Origin of the sequence: Streptomyces milbemycinicus (genome assembly GCF_002154605.1) — a bacterium.
GTDB lineage: Bacteria > Actinomycetota > Actinomycetes > Streptomycetales > Streptomycetaceae > Streptomyces > Streptomyces milbemycinicus.
Genome location: NZ_MUNE01000357.1, coordinates 1 through 19775, shown reverse-complemented (window position 1 = coordinate 19775; position 19775 = coordinate 1). Strand labels below are relative to the sequence as shown.

Genomic DNA, 19775 nt, shown 5'->3' with positions numbered 1-19775 from the left:
CGCCGTCGGGCACGACGGCGCCGGTGCCGTCCCGCAGCTCCAGCTCGAAACGGGGCACCGGAAGGCCCACGGTGCCCGGGGAGTTGGCCCAGACCGAGTTGGCGCAGAAGGCGTGTCCCGCCTCGGTGGAGCCGATCTGCTCCAGGACCGGCGCCCCGAGCAGTTCGCCCACCCGTTCCCCCAGCGTGCCGGGCAGCCCCTCACCCGCGCTGACGGCGGCGCGCACCGAGGAGAAGCAGGCCGCGTGCCCGGCGCCGCGCTCGTCCACCAGCGCCGCGTACGCGGACGGCACGGAGTACAGCACGCTCACCCGGTGCCGGGCGATGACGTCGTCCGTCAGGGACGGGCCGGGACGGCTGGAGGTCAGCACGGCGGACGACCCGGAGAAGAGGGGGAAGACGAAGGCGTTGCCGAAGCCGTAGGCGTAGAACAGCCGGGACACGGAGAACGCCACATCGTCGGGGCCGATGTCCAGGACGTCCTTGCCCACCAGCTCCCAATAGGCCGCCGGGTCGCCGTGGCAGTGCACCACCCCCTTGGGCCGGCCGGTGGTTCCGGAGGTGTACTGGATGTAGAGCGGGGCGCGGGCGGTCACCGGCTCCGCGGCGGTGGCCGGGGAGGCGGTGCAGGCCAGCGCCGACAACTGGTCCGCCCCCAGCCAGCGGTCCGCCTCGAAGTGGTCCTCGATGCCGGGCCCGGAGACACACAGCACGGCCTTGGAGTTCTCGGCCATGAAACGGTGCTCGTCCGCGGTGAGCGCGGGGTTGACCAGCACCGCGATCCCACCCAGGCGCGCCGTGGCCAGGAACGCGCTCACCCAGGGGACCCCGTCGGGCAGGGCGATCAGGATCCGGTCGCCCGCCGTCACCCCACGCCGCGCCAGCACGGTGGCCATGCGCGCGGCCAGGTCGTGGATCTCGCCGTGGGTCCACACGCGGTGGCCCTCCACAAAGGCGGGCCGGGCCGACCACCCCGCCTGTTCGGCACGCACCGCGAGGTGTTCGGCCAGATTGGCCGGCGCGGGCGCGGCGGTCACCGGTCCGCCTCCTCGGCGGGCGCGGAGGCGGCTGCGGAGGCGGCCACCAGCGCGACTGTGGGCTCTAGGGGTTCCGCGGGCGGCAGGGCTCCGACGTCGTGGTAGGCGCGCATGGTCGCGGCCGTCTTGAGCAGCATCTCCTGGTACTCCTCCGCCGGGTCGGACGCCAGGACGATGGCCCCGCCCGCGCCGATGTGCATCCGGCCGTCGGTGAACACGGCGGTGCGGATGACGATGTTGAGATCCGCCGCGCCGTTGCAGCTGAGGAAGCCGAGCGCCCCGGAGTAGACGCCGCGCGCCTCGGTCTCCAGCGTGTCGATGATCTCCAGGGTCCGCTCCTTGGGCGCCCCGGTCATGGATCCGCCGGGGAAGCAGGCCCGTACGCAGTCGACGGCGTCGCTGTCCTCGCGGAGTCGGCCGCGCACGGTGGACACCAACTGGTGCACGGTGGCGTAGGTCTCGGTGTGCATCAGATCGGGGACGCGCACGCTCCCCGGTGCGCAGACCCGCCCCAGGTCGTTGCGGAGCAGATCGACGATCATCAGGTTCTCGGCGCGGGTCTTCGGGCTGGTGGCCAGGGTGGCCCGGGCCCGGGCGTCCTCGTCGGCGTTCCGGCCGCGCGGCGCCGTGCCCTTGATCGGCCTGGCCTCGGCCGTTCCGTCGGGACCGACCCGCAGAAAGCGCTCCGGGGAGGCACACGCCACATCCGCCTCCCCGAACCGCAGGAAGGCCGCGTACGGCGCGGGGTTGAGGCGGCGCAGCGCACGGTAGAAGGCGTACGAATCGTCCGGCGCGGGCAGCCAGGCCGAGTCGGTGAGACAGATCTCGTAGCTGGTGCCGGCCCTCAGCTCCCGCTGGCAGGCCTCGATATCGGCCAGGTACCGCTCGCGGTCCCGCACCAGCCAGGGCTCGACGGCGGCTGTGGTGGCCCCGGAGGCCGGCGGGGGCGGGGCGGTCTCGCCGCCCACCGGGAGGCCGGTGAGCGTGGTGATGGTGTTGTCCAGCCACTCGGCGGCCTCGCGGTGGCCGTCTGGGGTGTCCTCGGCCAGGCACAGGGCGTACGTGACACCCTCTTGGTGGTCGACCGCGAGAAACCGGTCCGCGAACAGCCAGCAGGCGTCGGGGGTCTTCGCCTCGTGCCGGTTGGCGGAGCCGCAGTCGGCCTTGAGCTCGTAGCCGAAGTAGCCGATGTAGCCGCCCGTGAAGTCGAACGGGAGGGTCGGGGCGGCGACGCGGCGGCGCGCCAGCTCCTTCTTGAGATAGTCGAAGACGCTGCCGGGGACGTGGGTGACGGGTTTCCCGGCCCGCTCGACCTCGCAGGCGCCCCGGCCCACGTCGTAGCGGACGAACTCGGCCAGCGGGCCCCGGCCGTCGCCCAGGAAGGAGAAGCGTGCCTCACCGGACCGGGTCCGCGCGCTGTCCAGCCAGAACGCGCGCGGGGCGTCCGCGTACAGACGGGTGAAGGCCGCCTCCGTGTCGATCGGGACGGCGAGCCACCGGGAGTGCAGCCGGTAGCCGACGCTGCCCTCGGCGACCGCCGGCTGCCGCACGGGCGGGGGAGTGGCCGCGGCCGGCGCGGTGTCGGTGAGCTCCCGGTGTTTCACGGGGCGGGCCGCCGCGCGCGGGGGCGAGGACGACTCGTCCGTGGTCATCGCCGCGTATTCGCGGGTCAGATCGCGGAAGTTGGCCAGGATCCGGTGGCCGTATCCGGTGAGGACGGACTCCGGGTGGAACTGCACCCCCCACAGCGGCCGGGTGCGGTGGCGCAGCGCCATCAGCACGCCGTCCTCGGACCAGGCGATGGCCTGGAGTGGCAGGGGCAGCGGTTCTGCCACGCACAGCGAGTGGTAGCGGACGGCGGTGAAGTCCTGGGGGAGCCCGCGGAACAGCCCGCGCTCGCCGTGCCGGATCCGGGAGAGATGTCCGTGGCGGGGTTCGGGCGCGGGCACCACCCGGGCCTGGGCGCCGAGGGCGATGCCCTGGTGGCCCAGGCACACCCCGAGGACCGGTATGGGGGACCGCTCGATCAGACGGGCGGTGGCCCCGAAGTCACGCGGATCGGCCGGGTGGCCGGGGCCGGGCGACACCACGATGTTGTCAAACCCCGAGAGACCCGAGAGACCCGCTGGACCCGACGGGGCCGACAAATCCAGCAGATTCGGATCCAGGCACTCGGGCGAGTCGTGGAGGACCACCACCGGCTCCTCGCCGTTGACCTCCGTGAGCAGCTGGAAAAGGTTGTAGGTATACGAGTCGTGATGGTCGATCAGGAGCGTCTTCAGCGCGTCCATCTGTATTGCCTCCTCGCTTTACGACCGGCCGGGTCCATCGCCTCGGCCAGGGCCCGCTCGGTTCGCGCGTTTTTACCGGCGCGAACGCGGGCCGTTCGCCGCCACCCGCTTGTGGCGCCCTCGAATCGACTGAAGCGGCGGATAGAGCCATTTCTTCAAGAGCATTTGCAGGCGTGGCATGACAAGCCAGGTCACCATGGCGGTCACGCCAAGACAGAGAGCCAGGGTCCGCAGCAGGAAATTGGTATCTCCCAGGAATGGGATCACCAGCACATTGAACATGAGGACGGGAGGGAAAACCGCACTCAGATTCACCAGCCAGAGCTTCCATTTGGGAGGCGGTGGCAGGGGCCGTACCGGCCCTTCGAACCAGTTTTTCAGACCGGCCGTGCGCTGCACCCCGGTCTCCTGTATGAAGGGCCCTGCCCGGGTCGCCCAGCGGGCGCGTTCGAGCGAGTACTCCCAGGCCTGGGCGGATTCTTCTCTGTCGAATCGGTAGATGACATGCCACTCCGCGCTGCCCTGTCCGGAGCCCAGCACGCCGCCTCCCAAATATCCCGGAAGGCGGGCCGTGACATTCAGCATCGCGATGGCCCAGGCGTAGAACTCGCTTTCTTGGCCCGGGTTCACGCGATATGCGGCAGTCACCGTGACCGGTTCACTGTCCACTCCAGCCGCAACTCCTTTCCGGGCAGCGCACGGCCCGCTTGCGGGCCGTCCCCGAAGGGCCGTGCCGACGGCCGCTCCCGTCGTGCGAATCGAAGTGTGGCACATCGAGCACACTTTGCGAACGGAATGCTCACAACACATACAAATATCTGAAGGAAAGCCCGTGACCTGGGTGTTACCCGGGGTTTACGGATATGGCCGTTCGCGGAAAAAGGATTTCATGAGACCGCCGAGCCGTGTGCGGTGTATATTTCAACTGCAAGCGCCACACGGTGGGGCCGGCCGTGGCGATACGGCCGTGCATTTGAGACGCGGTGTGCCCGCCGACGCCTTGCGTCGGCGGGCACATCCGGGGTGTCGGCTGAGGGGTCGTCAGGACCGTTCGGCCACGCTGTCCAAATGCGGCAGATGGTGATCGAGGCGGTCCGCCTTGGCCCGCAGATAGGCGAAGTTCTCCTCGCGTGGAGGTATCAGCAGAGGCACCTGCTCGGCGACCTTGATGCCATGCCGCAGCAGCGACTCGCGTTTACGCGGGTTGTTCGACAGCAGCCGCACCGACCGTACACCGAGGTCGTGCAGGATATCCGCCGCCACCCGGTAGTCACGGGCGTCGACCGGGAGCCCCAGCGCGAGGTTCGCCTCCACGGTGTCCAGCCCCTCCGCCTGGAGTTGCATCGCCCGGAGCTTGGCCAGCAGTCCGATGCCACGCCCCTCGTGACCTTGGAGGTAGACGAGAATGCCGCACCCTTCGCTCGCGATGGCGCGCAGCGCCGCGGACAGCTGATCGCCGCATTCGCAGTGCCGGGACCCGAAGGCGTCCCCGGTCAGACACTCCGAATGCAGACGGGTAAGCGCTCGGTCGCCCGCGACATCGCCGTAGACCAGCGCTATTTGTTCATCCCCGCGAATGGTGTCCAAGTAGCCGACCGCAAGAAAAACGCCGTACTCGGTGGACAGTTGGACCTGCGCTACTCGCTGGACGCCTGAAGGTCGAGCGTTCTCGCTGAACGGGCCATCGCTTTCTGTCATGTTCTGATCCTAACTGGGAATCCGCAGAATACTCGCGGGGTGCGTGAAAAATGACAAAGGAAACCAACCTCGCTGTCCGGTTCATCACGTTCGGCCGGTGGAAGTGCGTCCGACCGCGTAGCCTGGCGTCGCGCACACAAACACGGAACGCAGAGCGAAAGGCCTGACAGACATGACCGGTTCGGGAACACGACCGCAGGCCCCTGGTCTGCTGCCGCCGGAGACCACCGACGACGTACGGGCCCGGAAGGCCGGCATCGCGGTCCTCCCTATCGGCAGCTTCGAACAACACGGCACATTTCTGCCCCTGGTGACCGACACGGTCATCGCCTGCACCATAGCCCAGGAGATCGCCGCCACATATGCGGTTCATCTCCTTCCTCCGCTCACCATCTCGTGTTCGCATGAGCACGAGACATGGCCGGGGACCGTCAGCATTTCCGCCGCGACCCTCCATGCCGTTGTGCGGGACATCGCCGAATCGCTCCGCCGGTCCGGTATCGACGTCCTGATTCTGGTCAATGCACACGGCGGAAACTATGTACTGCGTAATGTGGTTCAGGAATCCGCCTCCACCGGTACCCGCATGGCGCTTTTCCCGGGATCGGCGGACTGGGACACCGCGCGCACCGGAGCGGGAGTGCAGACCTCGTCGCAGAGCGATATGCACGCGGGGGAAGTCGAGACATCCATCCTCCTGCACGCCCATCCGGAACTCGTCCGCCCCGGTTATGAAACATCCGATTTCCTCGCCGGCGATCGCAGACATCTCCTCACCCTCGGTATGGCGGCCTACACCGAATCCGGAGTCATCGGCCGCCCCTCCCTGGCAACCGCTGAGAAAGGAAAGGAAATTCTCACCGCGCTCGTCGATTCCTTCGCCGAGTACTTCTCCCTGCTGACCCTGAAGGAGCCCCGATGACGGCGCTCGACGAGACGGCGGCCTGGGAGCGGCTGCGCGCCATCCGGTCGGAGGTGGACGCCGAGGCCGCCGGGCTGGTCCGCGGCGACGGCGGCCTGCGGTGGCGGCAGGAGGTCTCGCCCGAGGTGCGCATCCTCACCGACCGCTATCTGCCGCTGTGCCTGGCCGGCCCGCGCCTCGCTGTCGCGCAACTCGGGCAGAGCCTGGACGGTTTCATCGCCACCCGCACCGGCGACGCCGACTATGTCACCGGCGAGGAAGACCGCGCTCATCTGCACCACCTCCGCGCCCTCGTCGACGCGGTGGTCGTCGGAGCCGGCACCGCCGTCGCCGACGACCCCCAGCTGACGGTGCGCGCATGCACGGGGACCAACCCGGTGCGCGTCGTCCTCGATCCGCACGGCCGGGTGCCGTCGCAACGCCGGGTGTTCATCGATGGCTCAGCTCCCACCCTGTGGGTCGTGGCCGCCGACAGCGGCCGCGGCGGCGAGAACGGGTCGGTCGGCGTCGACGGCAGTGGCCGCCATCGCGGCCTCGGCGCCCACGTTGACGTGCTGACCCTGCCGGACCGCGCGGCATTCGAGCCCCGAAGCCTGCTGGACGCCCTGGCGCGACGCGGCCTGGGCCGGGTGCTGATCGAGGGCGGCGGCGTCACCGTATCGCGCTTCCTTCACCAGCGGGCGCTGGACCGGCTCTATGTCACCGTGGCCCCGGTGCTGCTCGGTGACGGCGTTCCCGGGCTCCGCTTCGCCGGCACGTCCGTCATGCGGGACGCGCTCCGCCCGCCCATGCGCCGCGCCCACCTCGGCGAGGACACCCTCTTCGAGATCGACCTGCGGACGTCGCAACCCGGCGAACCACTGCCCCACGAGCACGGCGAAACCGGGCAGGCTCGCCGCGAAGGTGAGCACTCCGTAGATCACGGCGACGGTCAGCCCCTGGGCCGCGCCCAGGCCGGCGGCGCCGAAGGCCCATGCGGTGACGCCCTCCCGGGGGCCCCAGCCGCCGACGTTCAGCGGCAGCACCATGGCGAGCAGCGCCAGCACCATCAGGGGCAGCAACTCGGCCAGCGGAGCACTTGATCCGGCGGCCCGGGCGGCCAACAGGAACGTCCCCAGATGCCCGGCCAGCACCGCCACGGACGAGAGCGCCACCCCCGGCCAGCTCCCCCGGGCCAGCAGTCCGCGCCGCGCCTCGCCCAGCGCGGCGCGGACGGCGCGGCGCCACCGCGACGTACGGGACCTGCCGCGCAGCCGTACGACGGCCACGACGGCCACGACCATCAGAGCGCACACCGCGGCGAGGACCGCCATGGCGCCCGGCGCCGCGGCCAGCCGGCCGGCGAGGTGGCGGGTCTCCGCCACGGCCAGGGATGGCCGGGTCAGCAGAATCCCCAAGCCGACCGCCGCCAGCACCACCTGGCCCGCGGCCCGCTCCAGGACCACCGCGCGCACCCCCCGGCCGACATCACCGGCGTCGCGCCCGTGCCGCACCGCGCGGTGCACATCGCCGAGCACACCGCCGGGCAGCGCCGCGTTCAGGAACAGGGCCCGGTAGTAGTCCGCCACGGCCGCGCCCAGCGGCAGCCGGATGCCCAGCGCCCGGGCCACCAGACACCAGCGCCAGGCGCTGAAGACCGTGGTGAACAGGCCCAGAGCAAGTGCCGCCAGAAGAGTCACGGCGTCGATCCGGCGCACGCCCTCCAGAAAGGCGCCGGTGCCCACCCGCCACACCACCACGGCGAGGATGACCGCACCGGCGATGGTGCCGAGCCGCGCCCCCCGCGCCCGCGCGTTCACGACGCCCCGCCCGTCGTCCCGGGCAGCGCCAGCAGATCGCTGTGGTGCACCGCCACCCGCAACTCGCCTGCCGCGCACGCCGCCAGGCGGTCCCGCAGATACGCCTCGGCGCGCGGCGCCAGAACCGGCCGCTGCTCACAGGCCGCCTCGACCCAGCCCTGCAGCCACTGGGCCGTCAGCGCGGACTCGCCCGCGCCGAGCCGCCACGGGCTGCTGTGCACCCGTACCGTCGCGCCCCGCAGGGCGAAGGCCTCGGAGGCCACCATGACCGCGTCAGGACCCAGCAGACCGCCGCGGCGTTGATGGGCGTTGAACGCCTCAGCGATCTCGCCGTCCAACGGGTCGGCCGGGGAAAGCTCGACCTGCCCCACCACCGACAGCGCCAGCAACACCGGACAACCGGCCTCGGCGCAGGCGGCGACCAGCGCGTCCACCTCGTCCCGGGTCAGCACGTCCAGCAGAGCGGACGCCGTCACCAGCGAGGCCCCGGCCAGATCCTCCGCGGCCAGCTCGCCGAGGTCCGCGCGCCGGGTCAGAACCGTGACACCGGAGCCGTCGGCGGTCACGGCGGGCGTCCGCGCGGCGGCCCGGCCCAGCAACGCCGGATCGCGGTCGTACAGCACCCAGTGCTGGGGGCCGGGCAGCCGGGGCGCGAGCCAGCGGCCCATGGAACCCGTGCCGCAGCCCAGGTCGTGGATCACCAGACCGCCGGGCCGCCCGGCATCTTCCAGCCAGCCGCGCAGCGGGTCGAGAAGTTCCACGTCGCGGGCCGCGGCGTCGGCGCCCTCCCGCAACTCCAGCCACTCCGGCTGGTACAGCGGCACGTCGGTGGTGTTCATGCGGCCCTCCGTGGTTCGCATCGAAGCTGTTCCAGCACATCGGCCATGCGCCGCGCCGTGTTTTCCCATCCGTCCAGAGCGGCGCGCCGCCCCCGGGCGGCCGCCTTCAACCGCCCCCGCACACCTGGCCCGACGAGCCAGCCGCGCAGCGCCTCCACGAGCGCCGCATGGTCCCGCGGAGGCACGAGGACGCCCGGCAGTCCACCGTCGGGAGCCCGCCCCAGGGCCTCCGGGACCCCGCCCACGGCCGTCGCCAGCACCGGAATGCCCCGCGCCAGGGCCTCGGTCACGACCATGCCGTACGTCTCGGCGTACGAGGTGAGCACCAGCAGATCGGCCGCCGCATAGCCGGCATCCAACTCCGCACCGGCCCGCGGTCCCGCGATCCGCACCCGGTCGCCCAGGCCGTGCTCGTCGACCAGTTCACGCAGCCGGGTCACATAGTCGGGGTCCTGGCCGAGGCCGCCGACACACAGCAGGCTCCACGGCAGGTCGGCCACCTCGGCCAGGGCCTCGACCAGCAGGTGCTGCCCCTTGCGCGGGGTCACCGAGGCGACGCACAGCAGCCGCGAGGCGCCGTCGGTGCCGGGCGCCAGGGGCGCGGGGTCCGCGCCGGGCGCGGCAACGTGCACCCGGGCGGGGGCGAGCCCGTGGTGGGCCACCAGCCTGCGGGCCGCCCAGTCACTGGTCGCCACCACGGCCGGGACGGCGCGCAGCGTCTTGCGCTCCAGCGCGTCCAGGTCCGCCGCCCGGCCGGGGGTGAGCCCCGTCTCGTCGCCCAGCGGAAGATGCACCAGCACCGCCAGACGCAGCCGCTGCGCCTCGGGCACGACGATGTACGGCACGGCGCAGGCCACAAGACCGTCGAGGAGGACGACGCTGCCGTCCGGCCGCTCGGCGAGGGCACGGGCCAGCTCCGCGCGTGCCTCGGGGTCCGGCTGCGGCCAGGTGCCCGCGACGGCGTGCTCGTGGACCTGCCAGCCGGCACCCGGCAGGTCCCGGCACACCCGGCGGTCGTAGGTGTTGCCACCGCTCGGCGCGGCCGGATCGGCCACGCCACCGGGCATGACGAAGTGCATGGAGCGCAGGTCCGTCGCGGTGGCGTCGGCGCGGCTCATCGGGCGCGCCCTCACAGATCCCGCTCGTAACTCGCCCAGGCGATATGCGACTCGTGCAGCGTGACCGTCAGCGCCGAAAGCCCCCGCGCGCCCTCGCCCAGTTCCCCGGCGGCCACCCGGTCGGCGAGGCGGTCGGCGATGACCTTCGCCAGGAACTCCGTACTGGTGTTGATGCCCGCGAAGGCGGGGTCCTCGTCGAGATTGCGGTAGTTCAGCTCACCGACCACCGCGTTCAGCTGCTGGGTGGCGAGGCCGATGTCGACCACGATGTTGTCGGCGTCCAGCTCGGTGCGCCGGAAGGTGGCGTCCACCAGGAACGTCGCCCCGTGCAGGCGCTGCGCGGGCCCGAAGACCTCTCCATGGAAGCTGTGAGCGATCATCAGGTGATCACGAACGGTGATGCTGAACAACGAACGACCCTCCAGGTACGGCACGGCTGCTGGCGGCCCTCGACCGGGCCACGTCATGTAGTACGGCCGACCCGTCGACCTGGTTCAGAGCCGCGCTGGATTGTGCTGGATCCTGCCGGATCATCCCGACTGTTGAGACCGTTCGGACCGCTCTTCGGGTTGTTCGGACTGCTCAGCAGGCTCTTCGGACCGCTCAGGCCGACCCGTCGGCGGACCCGTACCGCACGCGGTGGCACAACCCCGGCAGCTCCCCGGACGCGAGGCGGGGCAGCACTTCCGGCAGCTCCTCGAAGGCACACTCCCCGGTCACCAGCGCGTCGAGGGCGGGGTCGGCCAGCAGCTCCAGCGCCAGCGCCAGCCGGTCGGCGAAGGTGCGGCGCGAGCCCCGGGCCGGGGACACCGTCCCCACCTGGCTGCTGCGTACGACCAGACGGCGGGAGTGGAAGGCCTCGCCCAGCGGCAGGCTGACCCGCCGGTCGCCGTACCAGCTCAGCTCCAGGACCGTCCCCTCCGGCGCGAGGAGTTCGAGGGCGCGTGCGAGCCCGGCCTCGGTGGCGCTGGCGTGGACGACGAGATCGCAGTCGCCCGCGGCCTCCTCGGGCAGCGCGAAGTCGACGCCCAGGGCCTTGGCGACCCCGGCGCGCGCGGGGTCCGCGTCGACCAGCTGGACGCGTACGGCCGGAAACCGGGCGAGCACGGCGGCCACGCTCGCGCCGACCATCCCGGCCCCGATCACCGCGATCCGGTCACCGATCAGCGGCGCCGCGTCCCACAGGGCGTTCACCGCCGTCTCCACCGTCCCGGCCAGCACGGCCCGTGCCGCCGGCACCGCCTCCGGCACGGGGGTCACGGCGCTCGCCGGGACGACAAACCGGGTCTGGTGCGGATACAGGCTGAAGACCGTACGGCCCAGCAGCGCGGCCGGGCCCTCCTCCACCACGCCGACGTTGAGATAGCCGTACTTGACCGGACCGGGGAACTCGCCCTCCTGGAACGGGGCCCGCATCGTGGCGTACTGGCTCTCCGGCACCCCGCCGCGGAAGACCAGGGTCTCCGTCCCCCGGCTCACCCCGGAGAACAGGGCGCGCACCACGACGTCGTCGGCGCCGGGCTCCGGCAGCGGGACCTCCCGTACCTCGCCGTGGCCGGGTGAGCGGAGCCAGAAGGCGTGGGCGACGCGCTCCATCGACGTCCTCCAGAAAGATCGGGCCCGACAACGGGCTGAACGCTTTGCCCGTCACGTACGTACTGACCATTACCAAGCCGCGAACACGGTACGCGGCACTCAACGACTCCGCCACAACAGCCGGAGGGTGCACGGTGGCTGCCCTGAACAACACATACGACACGACGCTGTTGCGGCAGGAGACGGCGGTGGGAGCGCTCGCGCAGATACTCCTGCTGACACTTCTGGGCACCGCGCTCGGCCTGGGGCCCGCGGGCTGGCTGACGGGCCTGGCGTTCGCGTTCGCCACCTGGGCCGTGCTGACGCGCGCTGTGTGCCGCTCCTGGCTCAGGTCCTTCGGCGCGGCCAACCGCGTCACCCTGGCCCGCGCCACGCTGGTGGGGGGCGTGACCGCGCTGGTCGCGGACTCCTTCCAGAGCCCGCCCCGCGTCCCGGCCCTCGTCGCCCTCACCACGGTGGCGCTGATCCTCGACGCCGTCGACGGCAAGGTCGCCCGGCGTACCGGAACGGCGTCCCCCCTGGGGGCACGCTTCGACATGGAGGTCGACGCCTTCCTCATCCTGGTGCTCAGCGTCTACGTCGCCACCTCGCTGGGCCCGTGGGTGCTCACCATCGGCGCCATGCGCTACGCCTTCGTCGCGGTCGCCCGCGTCCTGCCCTGGCTGAACGAGCCACTGCCCGTGAACACCGCCCGCAAGGCGGTCGCCGCGCTCCAGGGAATCGCCCTGCTGGTGGCCGCCTCCGGCCTCCTGCCGCACTTGGTGTCGCTCGCGGTGGTGCTGGTGGCGCTGGCGCTGCTCATCTGGTCCTTCGCACGCGACATCAGGTGGCTGTGGCAGACGAGGACCCGTCAGGCCGCCACCGGCCGGCCCGCCACCGTGGTCCGGCGTATGACGCACGCGGACGCCTGACGCGTGCGGCCACGCCGCGGCCTCGGCGGGCCCCTGGCTGGTTGGTGCCGTCCGCGCGGGAGGCATGAGGCAGGATGGCAGACCGCGTCAGGGCCCTGGCACAAGAGCCCCGGCGCAGCCCGACATCCCAGGCACGAGCAGGTGACACGGTGACAAGACAGCACTCCGAACTCCCCGGAAGACCCCGCCACGAGCGCGCACCCGGACCGCGGCCCACCGCCCTGTGCGGCCGGAGCGGCCGCACGTCGCGGCACGCTTCGCGGCGTACGGAGAGTGGCCGGTGACCCGCGCGCTCACCCTGCACGACCTCATCGTCGTGTGCGCCGCGTTGGCCGGGGGCCTGGCGATGGTCCTGTTGTCCCGTATGGCGCTGCGCTGGCTGGGGGAGCGGGCGCGCCGGACCCGGTGGACCGGCGACGACATCATCGTCGACGCGCTGCGCACCGTCGCCCCCTGGGCGTCCCTCGTCGCCGGTGTGTCCGGGGCGGCCGCGGCCCTGCCACTGACCAGGGCCGTCGACCACAGCGTCCACCAGGTGATGACCGCCGTGCTCATCCTGGCCACCACCATCGCCGTGGCCCGCGTGGTCGCCGATCTGGTGCGCAACCAGGCGCTGTCGCGGTCCGGAGTGGCGGGCAGCGCCACCATCTTCGTCAACATCACCCGCATCGCGGTGCTGGCGATGGGCGTCCTCATCCTGCTGGAAACGCTCGGCATCTCGATCGCCCCGCTGCTCACCGCGCTCGGCGTGGGCGGCCTCGCGGTCGCCCTGGCGCTCCAGGACACGCTGGCCAACCTGTTCGCGGGCGTCCACATCCTCGCCTCCAAGACGGTGCAGCCCGGCCACTACATCAGGCTCGGCAGCGGCGAGGAGGGCTACGTCGTCGACATCAACTGGCGTAACACCACGGTGCGTCAGCTCCCGGACAACCTGGTGATCATCCCGAACGCCAAGCTCGCCGGCGCCATCACCACCAATTACAATCAGCCCGAAGAGCAGATGTCGATCATGATCCAGGCAAGGGTCGACTACGACAGCGACCTCGAACAGGTCGAGCGGGTGAGCATCGACGTCGCCGAAGAGGTGATGGCCGAGGTGTCCGGCGGCGTCCCGGACCACGAACCGGCCGTCCGATTCCACACCTTCGGGGAAGCCGGTATCGACTTCTCGGTCATCCTGCGTGTCCAGGAATTCAGCGACCAGTTCCTGATCAAACATGAATTCCTCAAGCGGCTCCACCAGCGCTACCGGACCGAGGGCATCGAGATCCCCCTGCCGGTGCGCACCGTCGTCCTGCAGCAACCGGGCCAGATTCCGCTCCCCGGCCCTCGAACCCCGGAGGCCGTCCCGGGCCCCGGGCCGAAGTCATCGGTGTCGATGTCGAAGACCCGTCACTGAACGGCGCCGCCGGATCGTTTTGCCATGCCGGGTGCCGGGTCCTCAGCGGTGCTGAGGACCCTGCGGGCCCGCCGTCAAGGTGTCCACGCCACCGACCCTTGCGAACCGGCGACTCCACACCGAGCGGTACCAGGGCCCCAGGTGCGGCACTCCACGAACCCCTGATGTCTGTTCCCACACGCCGATTCTGCCGTGGCGCGATGGCGGGCCGGAATGCCGTACGGGCCCGCGGACCCTGATGTGATCGTGAGAAGATCCTTTTCGCCGTGTGCGCTGGCTTCGACGTGGAGGTGACCATGTACGCGATATCCCTGGGCGACGACGGTGCGGAGCTGCGCCCGCTCGAGCCCTGGCAGGCCGAGGAGTTCCTGGCCCATATGGACCGGGGACGGGAGTTCATCGGGCAGTTCATCGGACTGGCCGACCGTGTCACGGACCTGGCGTCGAGCCGTGCGCATCTCCAGGCTTATGCGCAGAAGACCGCGGCCGACGCCGGGCGGATCTACGGCATCTGGACGAACGGCGAGCTGGTCGGAGGAGTCCTCTTCAAGACGATGGACCTGGCACAGGGCACCGCCGAGGCGGGCTGCTGGCTGGAGCCGTCGGCGGTCGGCAAGGGGCTGGTGACCCGAGCCGCGCGCGTGATCATCGACTGGGCCATCGAGGAGCGGGGCATCCACCGCGTGGAGTGGCAGGTCGCGGCAGGGAACAGGGCCAGCGTCGCCGTGGCCCGGCGCCTGGGGATGACGCTGGACGGCGTGCTGCGCGAGAGCTTCCCGTACCGGGGCAAGCGCCACGACATCGAGGTCTGGTCGATCCTGGCACCGGAGTGGCGGGCCGCCGAACAAGCCCCGTCGTAAACGCCGCGCCCCTGCCCCCGCTCGCCCCTGCGGCTGGCGTTCCTCGCCATTCACCCCCAGTGTCCCAGTTCGGTAACGCCGTCCCCTTCATGTCGGTCCGCCCGTAGCGTGAGCGTCCTCGCCGGGACCAGGGGGGTGCCCGGCCATAGGGGAGGACGTTTCTTGTTGCCCACCCGCACTCTCGCCGCAGTCATAGCTACGGCGGCCGCAGCCGGCATCGCCCTGCTGCCCACCCAGGCACAGGCCGCGGGCTCGATCCACCTGTACAAGGTCTATTACGACAGCCCCGGAAGCGACACCCGCTCCAACACGAGCCTGAACGCCGAGTACGTACAGATCCGGAACACCACGGGTGCCGCCGTTCAGCTCAAGGGCTATACGGTCCGGGACAACACCGGCTACACCTTCACCTTTCCCTCGTACAAGATCAGTGCGGGGAAGACGGTGACGATCCACACCGGCAAGGGCACCCAGAGCGCCGGTCATGTCTACTGGGGACGCGGAAATTATGTGTGGAACAACGACAAGGACACCGTGACCTTGCGGAAGCCGTCCGGCGCCTTCCGCGATTCGTGTTCGTACAACAGCACTCGCGACGACTACAAGATGTGCTGATCCAGGCTCGGTCCGGCGCCCCGCCTCATCACGAGGCCGGGGCGCCGGCGTCTGCGTGTCCGCGGCACGCGCCCGGTGCTTCCACCCCTCCAGCCACTGCTCACGGCACAGTGGAGGGATGAACGCAGACGACAGGAACATCCTTGCCCGGGGCCGCGTGGCGACCAGACTTCCCACCCAGGACCTGGACCGGGCGCGGCGTTTCTACTCCGAGCAACTCGGTCTGGAGCCCGTCGACGAACGTCCCGGCGGGCTGCTGTACCGGTGTGGAGGCGCGGAGTTCGTGCTGTTCCAGTCGGTGGGGGCGTCTCCCGGTACCTTCACTCAGATGGCGTGGGAGGTCGACGACATCGAGACGGCCGTGTCGGAGCTGAAGCGTCGCGGTGTGGTGTTCGAAGAGGTGGACCTACCCGGGTTTCACACGAGGGACGGAATCGCCGAGATCGAAGGGAACTACCCGAGCAAGGGCGCCCGGGGTGAACGCGGCGCCTGGTTCCGCGACAGCGAGGGCAATCTGCTCGGCATCGGCGAACCCATCGTCTGAGCGGGCGTGGTCAGGAGTCGTCGTGTTCGGTTACGCCGAAGAAGTGCAGCTGCCCCTGCCAGCGGATCGGCTGGCCGGCCGGCAGAGGATCGAGCCCCAGATCGGGCAGGGGCACCTGTGACCAGTCGATGAACGGCCGCCCCTCGGCTGTCCGGTGAATCGCCTCGCGCAACGCGAATCCCTTGTCCGCGCTGCCGGGGACATGGGTCCATATGCCGCACTCGTGGTCCAGGCCGTGGCCGAGGCCGGCCAGCCATGTCTCGAGACAGCCCTCCGCCGCGCTGCGGACGGAAGCCGGATCGCTGAACAGCCAGACCCAGCCCTTGGCGCTGCCGCTGTGCCCGATGAGATGGGTCATCTCCAGCAGATGAAAGCCGTGCGGATGGTGGGTGACGAGTCCGCCCGGTGGCTCGGGGAGCTCGACGCCCTCCAGTTGTTCCATACGGGCCTTCGCGATGTGGTCGTAGGGATCGATGCGCAGTACGTCCCGGTAGGCATCCGCCGCGGCCTCATGCTCACCCAGCCAGTGCAGCGCACACGCGCGCGAAAAGGCTGCCAGGTTGTCGGACCCCTGCAGGGCGAGCGCGCGTTCCGCCGCCCGTACCACCTCGGCTGCCAGCTCCCGGCCCTGCTCGTCTTCCTCGTCCAACCCGACGGGTGGGGTGTGTTCGTAGTCGAAATGGTCCTCACTGGTGCCGAATTCATCGTTCAGATGCGCCCGCAACGTGCCCAGCTGGAGGAGCGTCAGGCCGGTGAGGCTGGCGGGGTCGTCGGGAGCGACCGCCTGGATGGCGGTGTAGGCCGCCCGGATCTCCGCTTCGTCGTCCTCCAGCTCCTCAACGGTGTCGTGCTCGGCGGCTTCCCAGTAGTACTGAAGGAATGAGCCCGCACTTCCGCGTGCCGCTTCCAGGTCCGTCAGGCTGTCCATGACTGCCAGAGCCTAGGGGGTGACGCCCACCCCCGGCAGATCCACGGCGACCCCGAGACCGACCTCGCGCAGCTGCGCGGCCGGACCGATGCCCGAGAGCAGCAGGAGCTGGTAACGGGCCGCCCGCGCACGTAGATCGTGCCGTTCAGCGAACTGCTGCCGCCGAGCACCTTGCCCCGGGGCCAGCACAGCCGCCGTGGATGGGACCGGGCCGGATCAGGGCGGGGTGAAGAGAGTGGGGAAGCGGGGGGTCAGCCAGGGCTTGCGGCCCCAGGCCAGGACGCGTCCCCGGGCGAGGGCGCCCCATGGGCCGAGGCGGCCCAGCGCCACCAGGAGAAAAGCGACCGGCTCCATGAGGATCGTGCAGTCCGGGCGGCGCGGCGGCCGTGGATCGACGGCCACCGCGCCGTCGGTGAACGTGGCGCCGAAGCGGGCGCCGCCCCCGAGGCGGAGGGCGTAGCGGGCCGTATGCCCGGCGGCGGCGGGGCTGACGACCCGGTCCATCGCCACCATCAGGAACGGCAGGCACAGTTCGGCTCGGGCACGGCTGACCATATGCGGACGGCCCAGCGCACGGGCGAGGTCATAGCCGTGGCCGAGCATATGCGTCAGCAGATACGACCCCAGTACGTCCATGCTCATCGGGCCCATCGGGCTGACCAGTTCACCGCGCGCCGCGGACTGGCGGGCCGCCGCTTCGAGGAACGCGTCGGCCTGCGCCACGATCATGGCGGCCAGCGGTCCGGCCCCGCGCTCGGTGAACGCCGCGAGCGCGACCTCGTTGGCCTCGGCCAGCCCGCCCGGCGTGCCATCGCCGTACGGGCGCGACTTCCCGGCCGCGACGTCCGCCATCAGCTCATTGGCCTGCGCCAGATGCGCCGCCACCTCCCCGACCGACCACCGCGACCCGGGCACCGGAGCCCCGGTGTCGGGTGCGCCGCGCAACAGCACGGCGATATCACCGGCGGTGGCGCGTATCGCCTCGCCCAGTCCCGCGGGCCGCAAGCCCCCGATGTCCTGCTCACTCACGGATCCCATCGCTCTCCCTCGTCCGGCCGGACCGCTCCCCGGTGCGTACCCACTCCTCCCACACACGGGCCGAGACCGCTACCGGCTGGACGTATAAAGGAACCGCGCGTGGACTCAAGAGACTAGGAGGGTCGCCCATGGGCGTATGGGGCAGGGCGCTCGACGCCGCGGGGATCAGCGATCCGACGTTGCGTGACGACTACGCGCGCCAGCGGAAACTGGTCGCGAGGTATCGGCGCAGCTCCTATCTCGCGGTGCGCCTGCTTCTGCCCCGGCCGCTGCTGCCGCATCTGATCACGGCGATCGCCTTTATGCACCGCACCGACAACCTCCTCGACAGCGGCCCCGAGGCCGAGCGCCCCGCGGCCTACGCACGGTGGGAGAAGGAAGTCCGCGAAGGCCTGGCCGTCGGCGAAAGCGATCACCCGGCCATCCGGCCGCTGCTGTACACCGTCTCCGCCCACCCCGACTTCCGCGCCCGCGTCGATGACTTCCTCGACGCGGCGGCCACGGAGCTGGAGTTCACCGGCTTCGCCACCGAAGCGGACTATCAGCGCTACGTCGACCAGTACGCGCTGCCCGCGTTCATGCTGATCGCGGGTCTGATCGCCGGGGAGGACCCTCCGTCGGGCTACCGCGAGGCGTGCCGTACGTACATCGATGGCAGCCAGCGCCTCGACTTCGCCAACGACCTGTCCGAAGACCTCGCGGAGGGGCGCCTCAACCTCGCGCGCAGCACGCTCGACGCTCACGGTGTCACCCCCGCCGACCTGGAGGGCGCCCGGGACACCCCCGGAACCCGGAGCCTTCTTGAACACCTCCTCGGCCAGGCCCGTCAGAGCCTGGCCGCCAGCCGGAGCCTGGTCGACCTCGCACCGCCCGAGGGCCGCCCACTGTTCCGTGCCGTGATCGAAATCGAGGACCTGACGGCCGTCGCGGCCGCCGCCAAGGGCCCCGCCCTGCTCCATGCCCCCGCCCGTCCACCCGTGCCGGCCATCGCGCGCGTGCTCCTCCGGGAGCGTCGCCATGTCCGCAGGCTGCGCGGCTCTGCGGGGCTGTGACGAGCGTCACGCTCCAAGGTTCGAACTTCGAGGCTCGCCAGGCATCCAGTCGGTGCCGGTCAGCGGGTGGCCCCGGAACGGCAACGCTCCGCGGCCCTCCACTCCCTTTCGCCGAGGAAGCAATCAATGGGTTATCTGCGCGGATTCGTCCCCTGGATCGTCTCCGGCGTCGTCTCGTCCCTCGACTGGCGCTGGGGTGCGACAGGGGGTCTCGTCTCGGGGCTGCTGCTCCTGGTGCAGGACCGCCGTCGCGGGGTCGGCCTCGACGCTCTGGTCCTGGAGATCAGCGCCGTCGTGTACTTCGTCGTGGTCGGCGCCGTGGCCACTGTGCGCCGAACGCGGCTGGCCGCCGGTGATCTGAACCCGTGACCTGGGCTATCACTTCTGCGCGAGCGACGCGGAACTGGAGGAATGGGAACGGGCCTGGCTCAGCGAGAAACTCACCCAGTTCCGCCGGATGATCACGGGCACGATCGGCCCGCACCTGGCCCTGTTCCCCAAGAGCGTCTGGGCCGGCTACCTCAGCGATCAGATGAAGGCGATCGAGTCGACCCTCGCGATGGCCGCCCGGCCACCGCGCTGACCTTCCCCGCGGCCGGGACGTCCACCGCAGAATCAGGAGACCGAGGCCCGGCCCGCGCGTCCGCAGCGCTCCCCACCCGGACCGGGCCCCACCTCCTCATGCGTGAGCCGCGCTACCCCTCCGACATGACCGACGCCGAATGGGCGCTCATCGAGCCGCTGTTGCCTGTCCCGGCCTGCCAGAAACCGACCGGAGGACACCCCGAGGCCCACCCCCGGCGGGAGATCGTCGACGGCATCCGCTATCTCGTCGACAACGGCATAAAGTGGCGGTCCATGGCCGACTACCCTCCGTGGCGGACGATTTACGGGTTCGCGCGGCGCTGGGCAGCCGCCGGGGGGTCCGAGACGGTCGGCAAGGACACCAGGGGGCAAAACGGTGCGTCGCCCGCCGGACGCGAAGGGCTTCGTCGTCCTTCCCCGCCGCTGGGTGGTTGAACGATCATGGTCGATGACGAGGCGTCTGACCCGCCGCACGACCCGGCCTGCCGAACGGCGCGACGTCAGCTCGTACTACCTCGCGCAAGCTTCCTAATGCTGTTGTCAA

At 70.9% G+C, this 19775-nt stretch carries 20 protein-coding genes and 3 pseudogenes; 11 read left to right on the top strand and 12 right to left on the bottom strand.

The features are described from left to right. From CCN51_RS27705 to ribA, 4 genes are all read right to left on the bottom strand, one after another. On the bottom strand, positions 1-1036 hold a 1036-nt coding region (locus tag CCN51_RS27705; RefSeq protein ID WP_143675909.1), incomplete at its 3' end, for an AMP-binding protein. Further along, positions 1033-3327 (bottom strand): aminodeoxychorismate synthase component I, encoded by a 2295-nt coding sequence (gene pabB, locus CCN51_RS27700; protein ID WP_014174239.1) that lies wholly within the window; start codon positions 3325-3327, stop codon positions 1033-1035. The genes pabB and CCN51_RS27705, both read right to left, overlap by 4 nt. 72 nt (positions 3328-3399) lie before the next feature. After that, the gene (locus CCN51_RS27695; protein WP_014174238.1) at positions 3400-3996 is read right to left on the bottom strand and encodes an antibiotic biosynthesis monooxygenase; all 597 of its coding nucleotides are present in this window, start codon (positions 3994-3996) and stop codon (positions 3400-3402) included. A 372-nt stretch (positions 3997-4368) separates the two neighbouring features. Then, positions 4369-5025, bottom strand: coding sequence for a GTP cyclohydrolase II (gene ribA, locus CCN51_RS27690; protein ID WP_043486254.1), 657 nt, complete (start codon positions 5023-5025; stop codon positions 4369-4371). A 172-nt stretch (positions 5026-5197) separates the two neighbouring features. Between ribA and CCN51_RS27685 the strand changes: the two genes are divergently transcribed. Next, positions 5198-5947 (top strand): creatininase family protein, encoded by a 750-nt coding sequence (locus tag CCN51_RS27685; protein ID WP_014174236.1) that lies wholly within the window; start codon positions 5198-5200, stop codon positions 5945-5947. Then, a pseudogene (locus CCN51_RS57945) lies at positions 5944-6618 on the top strand (RibD family protein); the annotation flags it as partial. The gene CCN51_RS27685 and the pseudogene CCN51_RS57945, both read left to right, overlap by 4 nt. A gap of 279 nt (positions 6619-6897) precedes the next feature. Here the strand turns inward: CCN51_RS57945 and CCN51_RS55995 are convergent. From CCN51_RS55995 to CCN51_RS27660, 5 genes and pseudogenes are all read right to left on the bottom strand, one after another. After that, a pseudogene (locus CCN51_RS55995) lies at positions 6898-7671 on the bottom strand (lysylphosphatidylglycerol synthase transmembrane domain-containing protein); the annotation flags it as partial. A gap of 71 nt (positions 7672-7742) precedes the next feature. Beyond that, on the bottom strand, positions 7743-8585 hold the full coding sequence (locus CCN51_RS27675) for a class I SAM-dependent methyltransferase (RefSeq protein ID WP_014174233.1): 843 nt from the start codon (positions 8583-8585) through the stop codon (positions 7743-7745). Further along, positions 8582-9703 carry a glycosyltransferase family 4 protein gene (locus CCN51_RS27670; RefSeq protein ID WP_014174232.1) on the bottom strand — a complete coding sequence of 374 codons (1122 nt, stop codon included), beginning with the start codon at positions 9701-9703 and terminating at the stop codon, positions 8582-8584. Before CCN51_RS27670 ends, CCN51_RS27675 begins: the two co-directional genes overlap by 4 nt. 11 nt (positions 9704-9714) lie before the next feature. After that, complete coding sequence (locus tag CCN51_RS27665) at positions 9715-10113, bottom strand: 6-pyruvoyl trahydropterin synthase family protein (RefSeq protein ID WP_014174231.1); 399 nt, start codon at positions 10111-10113, stop codon at positions 9715-9717. Positions 10114-10306: 193 nt separating this feature from the next. Next, positions 10307-11299, bottom strand: coding sequence for a zinc-dependent alcohol dehydrogenase (locus tag CCN51_RS27660; protein WP_014174230.1), 993 nt, complete (start codon positions 11297-11299; stop codon positions 10307-10309). Positions 11300-11433: 134 nt separating this feature from the next. On the opposite strand from CCN51_RS27660, the gene CCN51_RS27655 reads away from it, so the two are divergent. The 5 genes from CCN51_RS27655 (at position 11434) to CCN51_RS27635 (ending at position 15628) form a co-directional block, all read left to right on the top strand. Beyond that, the gene (locus CCN51_RS27655; RefSeq protein WP_014174229.1) at positions 11434-12210 is read left to right on the top strand and encodes a CDP-alcohol phosphatidyltransferase family protein; all 777 of its coding nucleotides are present in this window, start codon (positions 11434-11436) and stop codon (positions 12208-12210) included. 280 nt (positions 12211-12490) lie between these two features. Continuing rightward, positions 12491-13609 (top strand): mechanosensitive ion channel family protein, encoded by a 1119-nt coding sequence (locus tag CCN51_RS27650; protein ID WP_043489222.1) that lies wholly within the window; start codon positions 12491-12493, stop codon positions 13607-13609. A gap of 296 nt (positions 13610-13905) precedes the next feature. Beyond that, positions 13906-14469, top strand: coding sequence for a GNAT family N-acetyltransferase (locus CCN51_RS27645; protein WP_043486252.1), 564 nt, complete (start codon positions 13906-13908; stop codon positions 14467-14469). Between the two features lie 165 nt (positions 14470-14634). Next, on the top strand, positions 14635-15084 hold the full coding sequence (locus tag CCN51_RS27640; RefSeq protein WP_014174226.1) for a lamin tail domain-containing protein: 450 nt from the start codon (positions 14635-14637) through the stop codon (positions 15082-15084). Between the two features lie 118 nt (positions 15085-15202). Beyond that, positions 15203-15628, top strand: a complete 426-nt coding sequence (locus CCN51_RS27635; RefSeq protein WP_043486249.1) for a VOC family protein — start codon at positions 15203-15205, stop codon at positions 15626-15628. Positions 15629-15638: 10 nt separating this feature from the next. On the opposite strand, the gene CCN51_RS27630 is transcribed toward CCN51_RS27635, so the two are convergent. From CCN51_RS27630 to CCN51_RS27620, 3 genes are read right to left on the bottom strand one after another with little or no spacing between them, the layout of a single operon-like run. Then, the gene (locus CCN51_RS27630; protein ID WP_014174224.1) at positions 15639-16556 is read right to left on the bottom strand and encodes a class I SAM-dependent methyltransferase; all 918 of its coding nucleotides are present in this window, start codon (positions 16554-16556) and stop codon (positions 15639-15641) included. Beyond that, positions 16544-16726 carry a hypothetical protein gene (locus tag CCN51_RS60130; RefSeq protein WP_078610345.1) on the bottom strand — a complete coding sequence of 61 codons (183 nt, stop codon included), beginning with the start codon at positions 16724-16726 and terminating at the stop codon, positions 16544-16546. The genes CCN51_RS27630 and CCN51_RS60130 overlap by 13 nt, the downstream gene beginning before the upstream one ends. Positions 16727-16772: 46 nt before the next feature. Beyond that, positions 16773-17594, bottom strand: coding sequence for a maleylpyruvate isomerase family mycothiol-dependent enzyme (locus tag CCN51_RS27620; RefSeq protein WP_014174222.1), 822 nt, complete (start codon positions 17592-17594; stop codon positions 16773-16775). Between the two features lie 128 nt (positions 17595-17722). Here CCN51_RS27620 and CCN51_RS27615 point away from each other — a divergent pair, with 128 nt between their 5' ends. From CCN51_RS27615 to CCN51_RS57930, 4 genes and pseudogenes are all read left to right on the top strand, one after another. Beyond that, the gene (locus CCN51_RS27615; protein ID WP_014174221.1) at positions 17723-18646 is read left to right on the top strand and encodes a phytoene/squalene synthase family protein; all 924 of its coding nucleotides are present in this window, start codon (positions 17723-17725) and stop codon (positions 18644-18646) included. 126 nt (positions 18647-18772) lie between these two features. Further along, on the top strand, positions 18773-19015 hold the full coding sequence (locus tag CCN51_RS27610) for a hypothetical protein (RefSeq protein WP_014174220.1): 243 nt from the start codon (positions 18773-18775) through the stop codon (positions 19013-19015). Positions 19016-19103: 88 nt separating this feature from the next. After that, positions 19104-19229, top strand: a complete 126-nt coding sequence (locus tag CCN51_RS59355; protein WP_014174219.1) for a hypothetical protein — start codon at positions 19104-19106, stop codon at positions 19227-19229. A gap of 98 nt (positions 19230-19327) precedes the next feature. Next, positions 19328-19567 (top strand): annotated as a pseudogene (locus CCN51_RS57930) (transposase); the annotation flags it as partial. Positions 19568-19775: the final 208 nt, after the last annotated feature.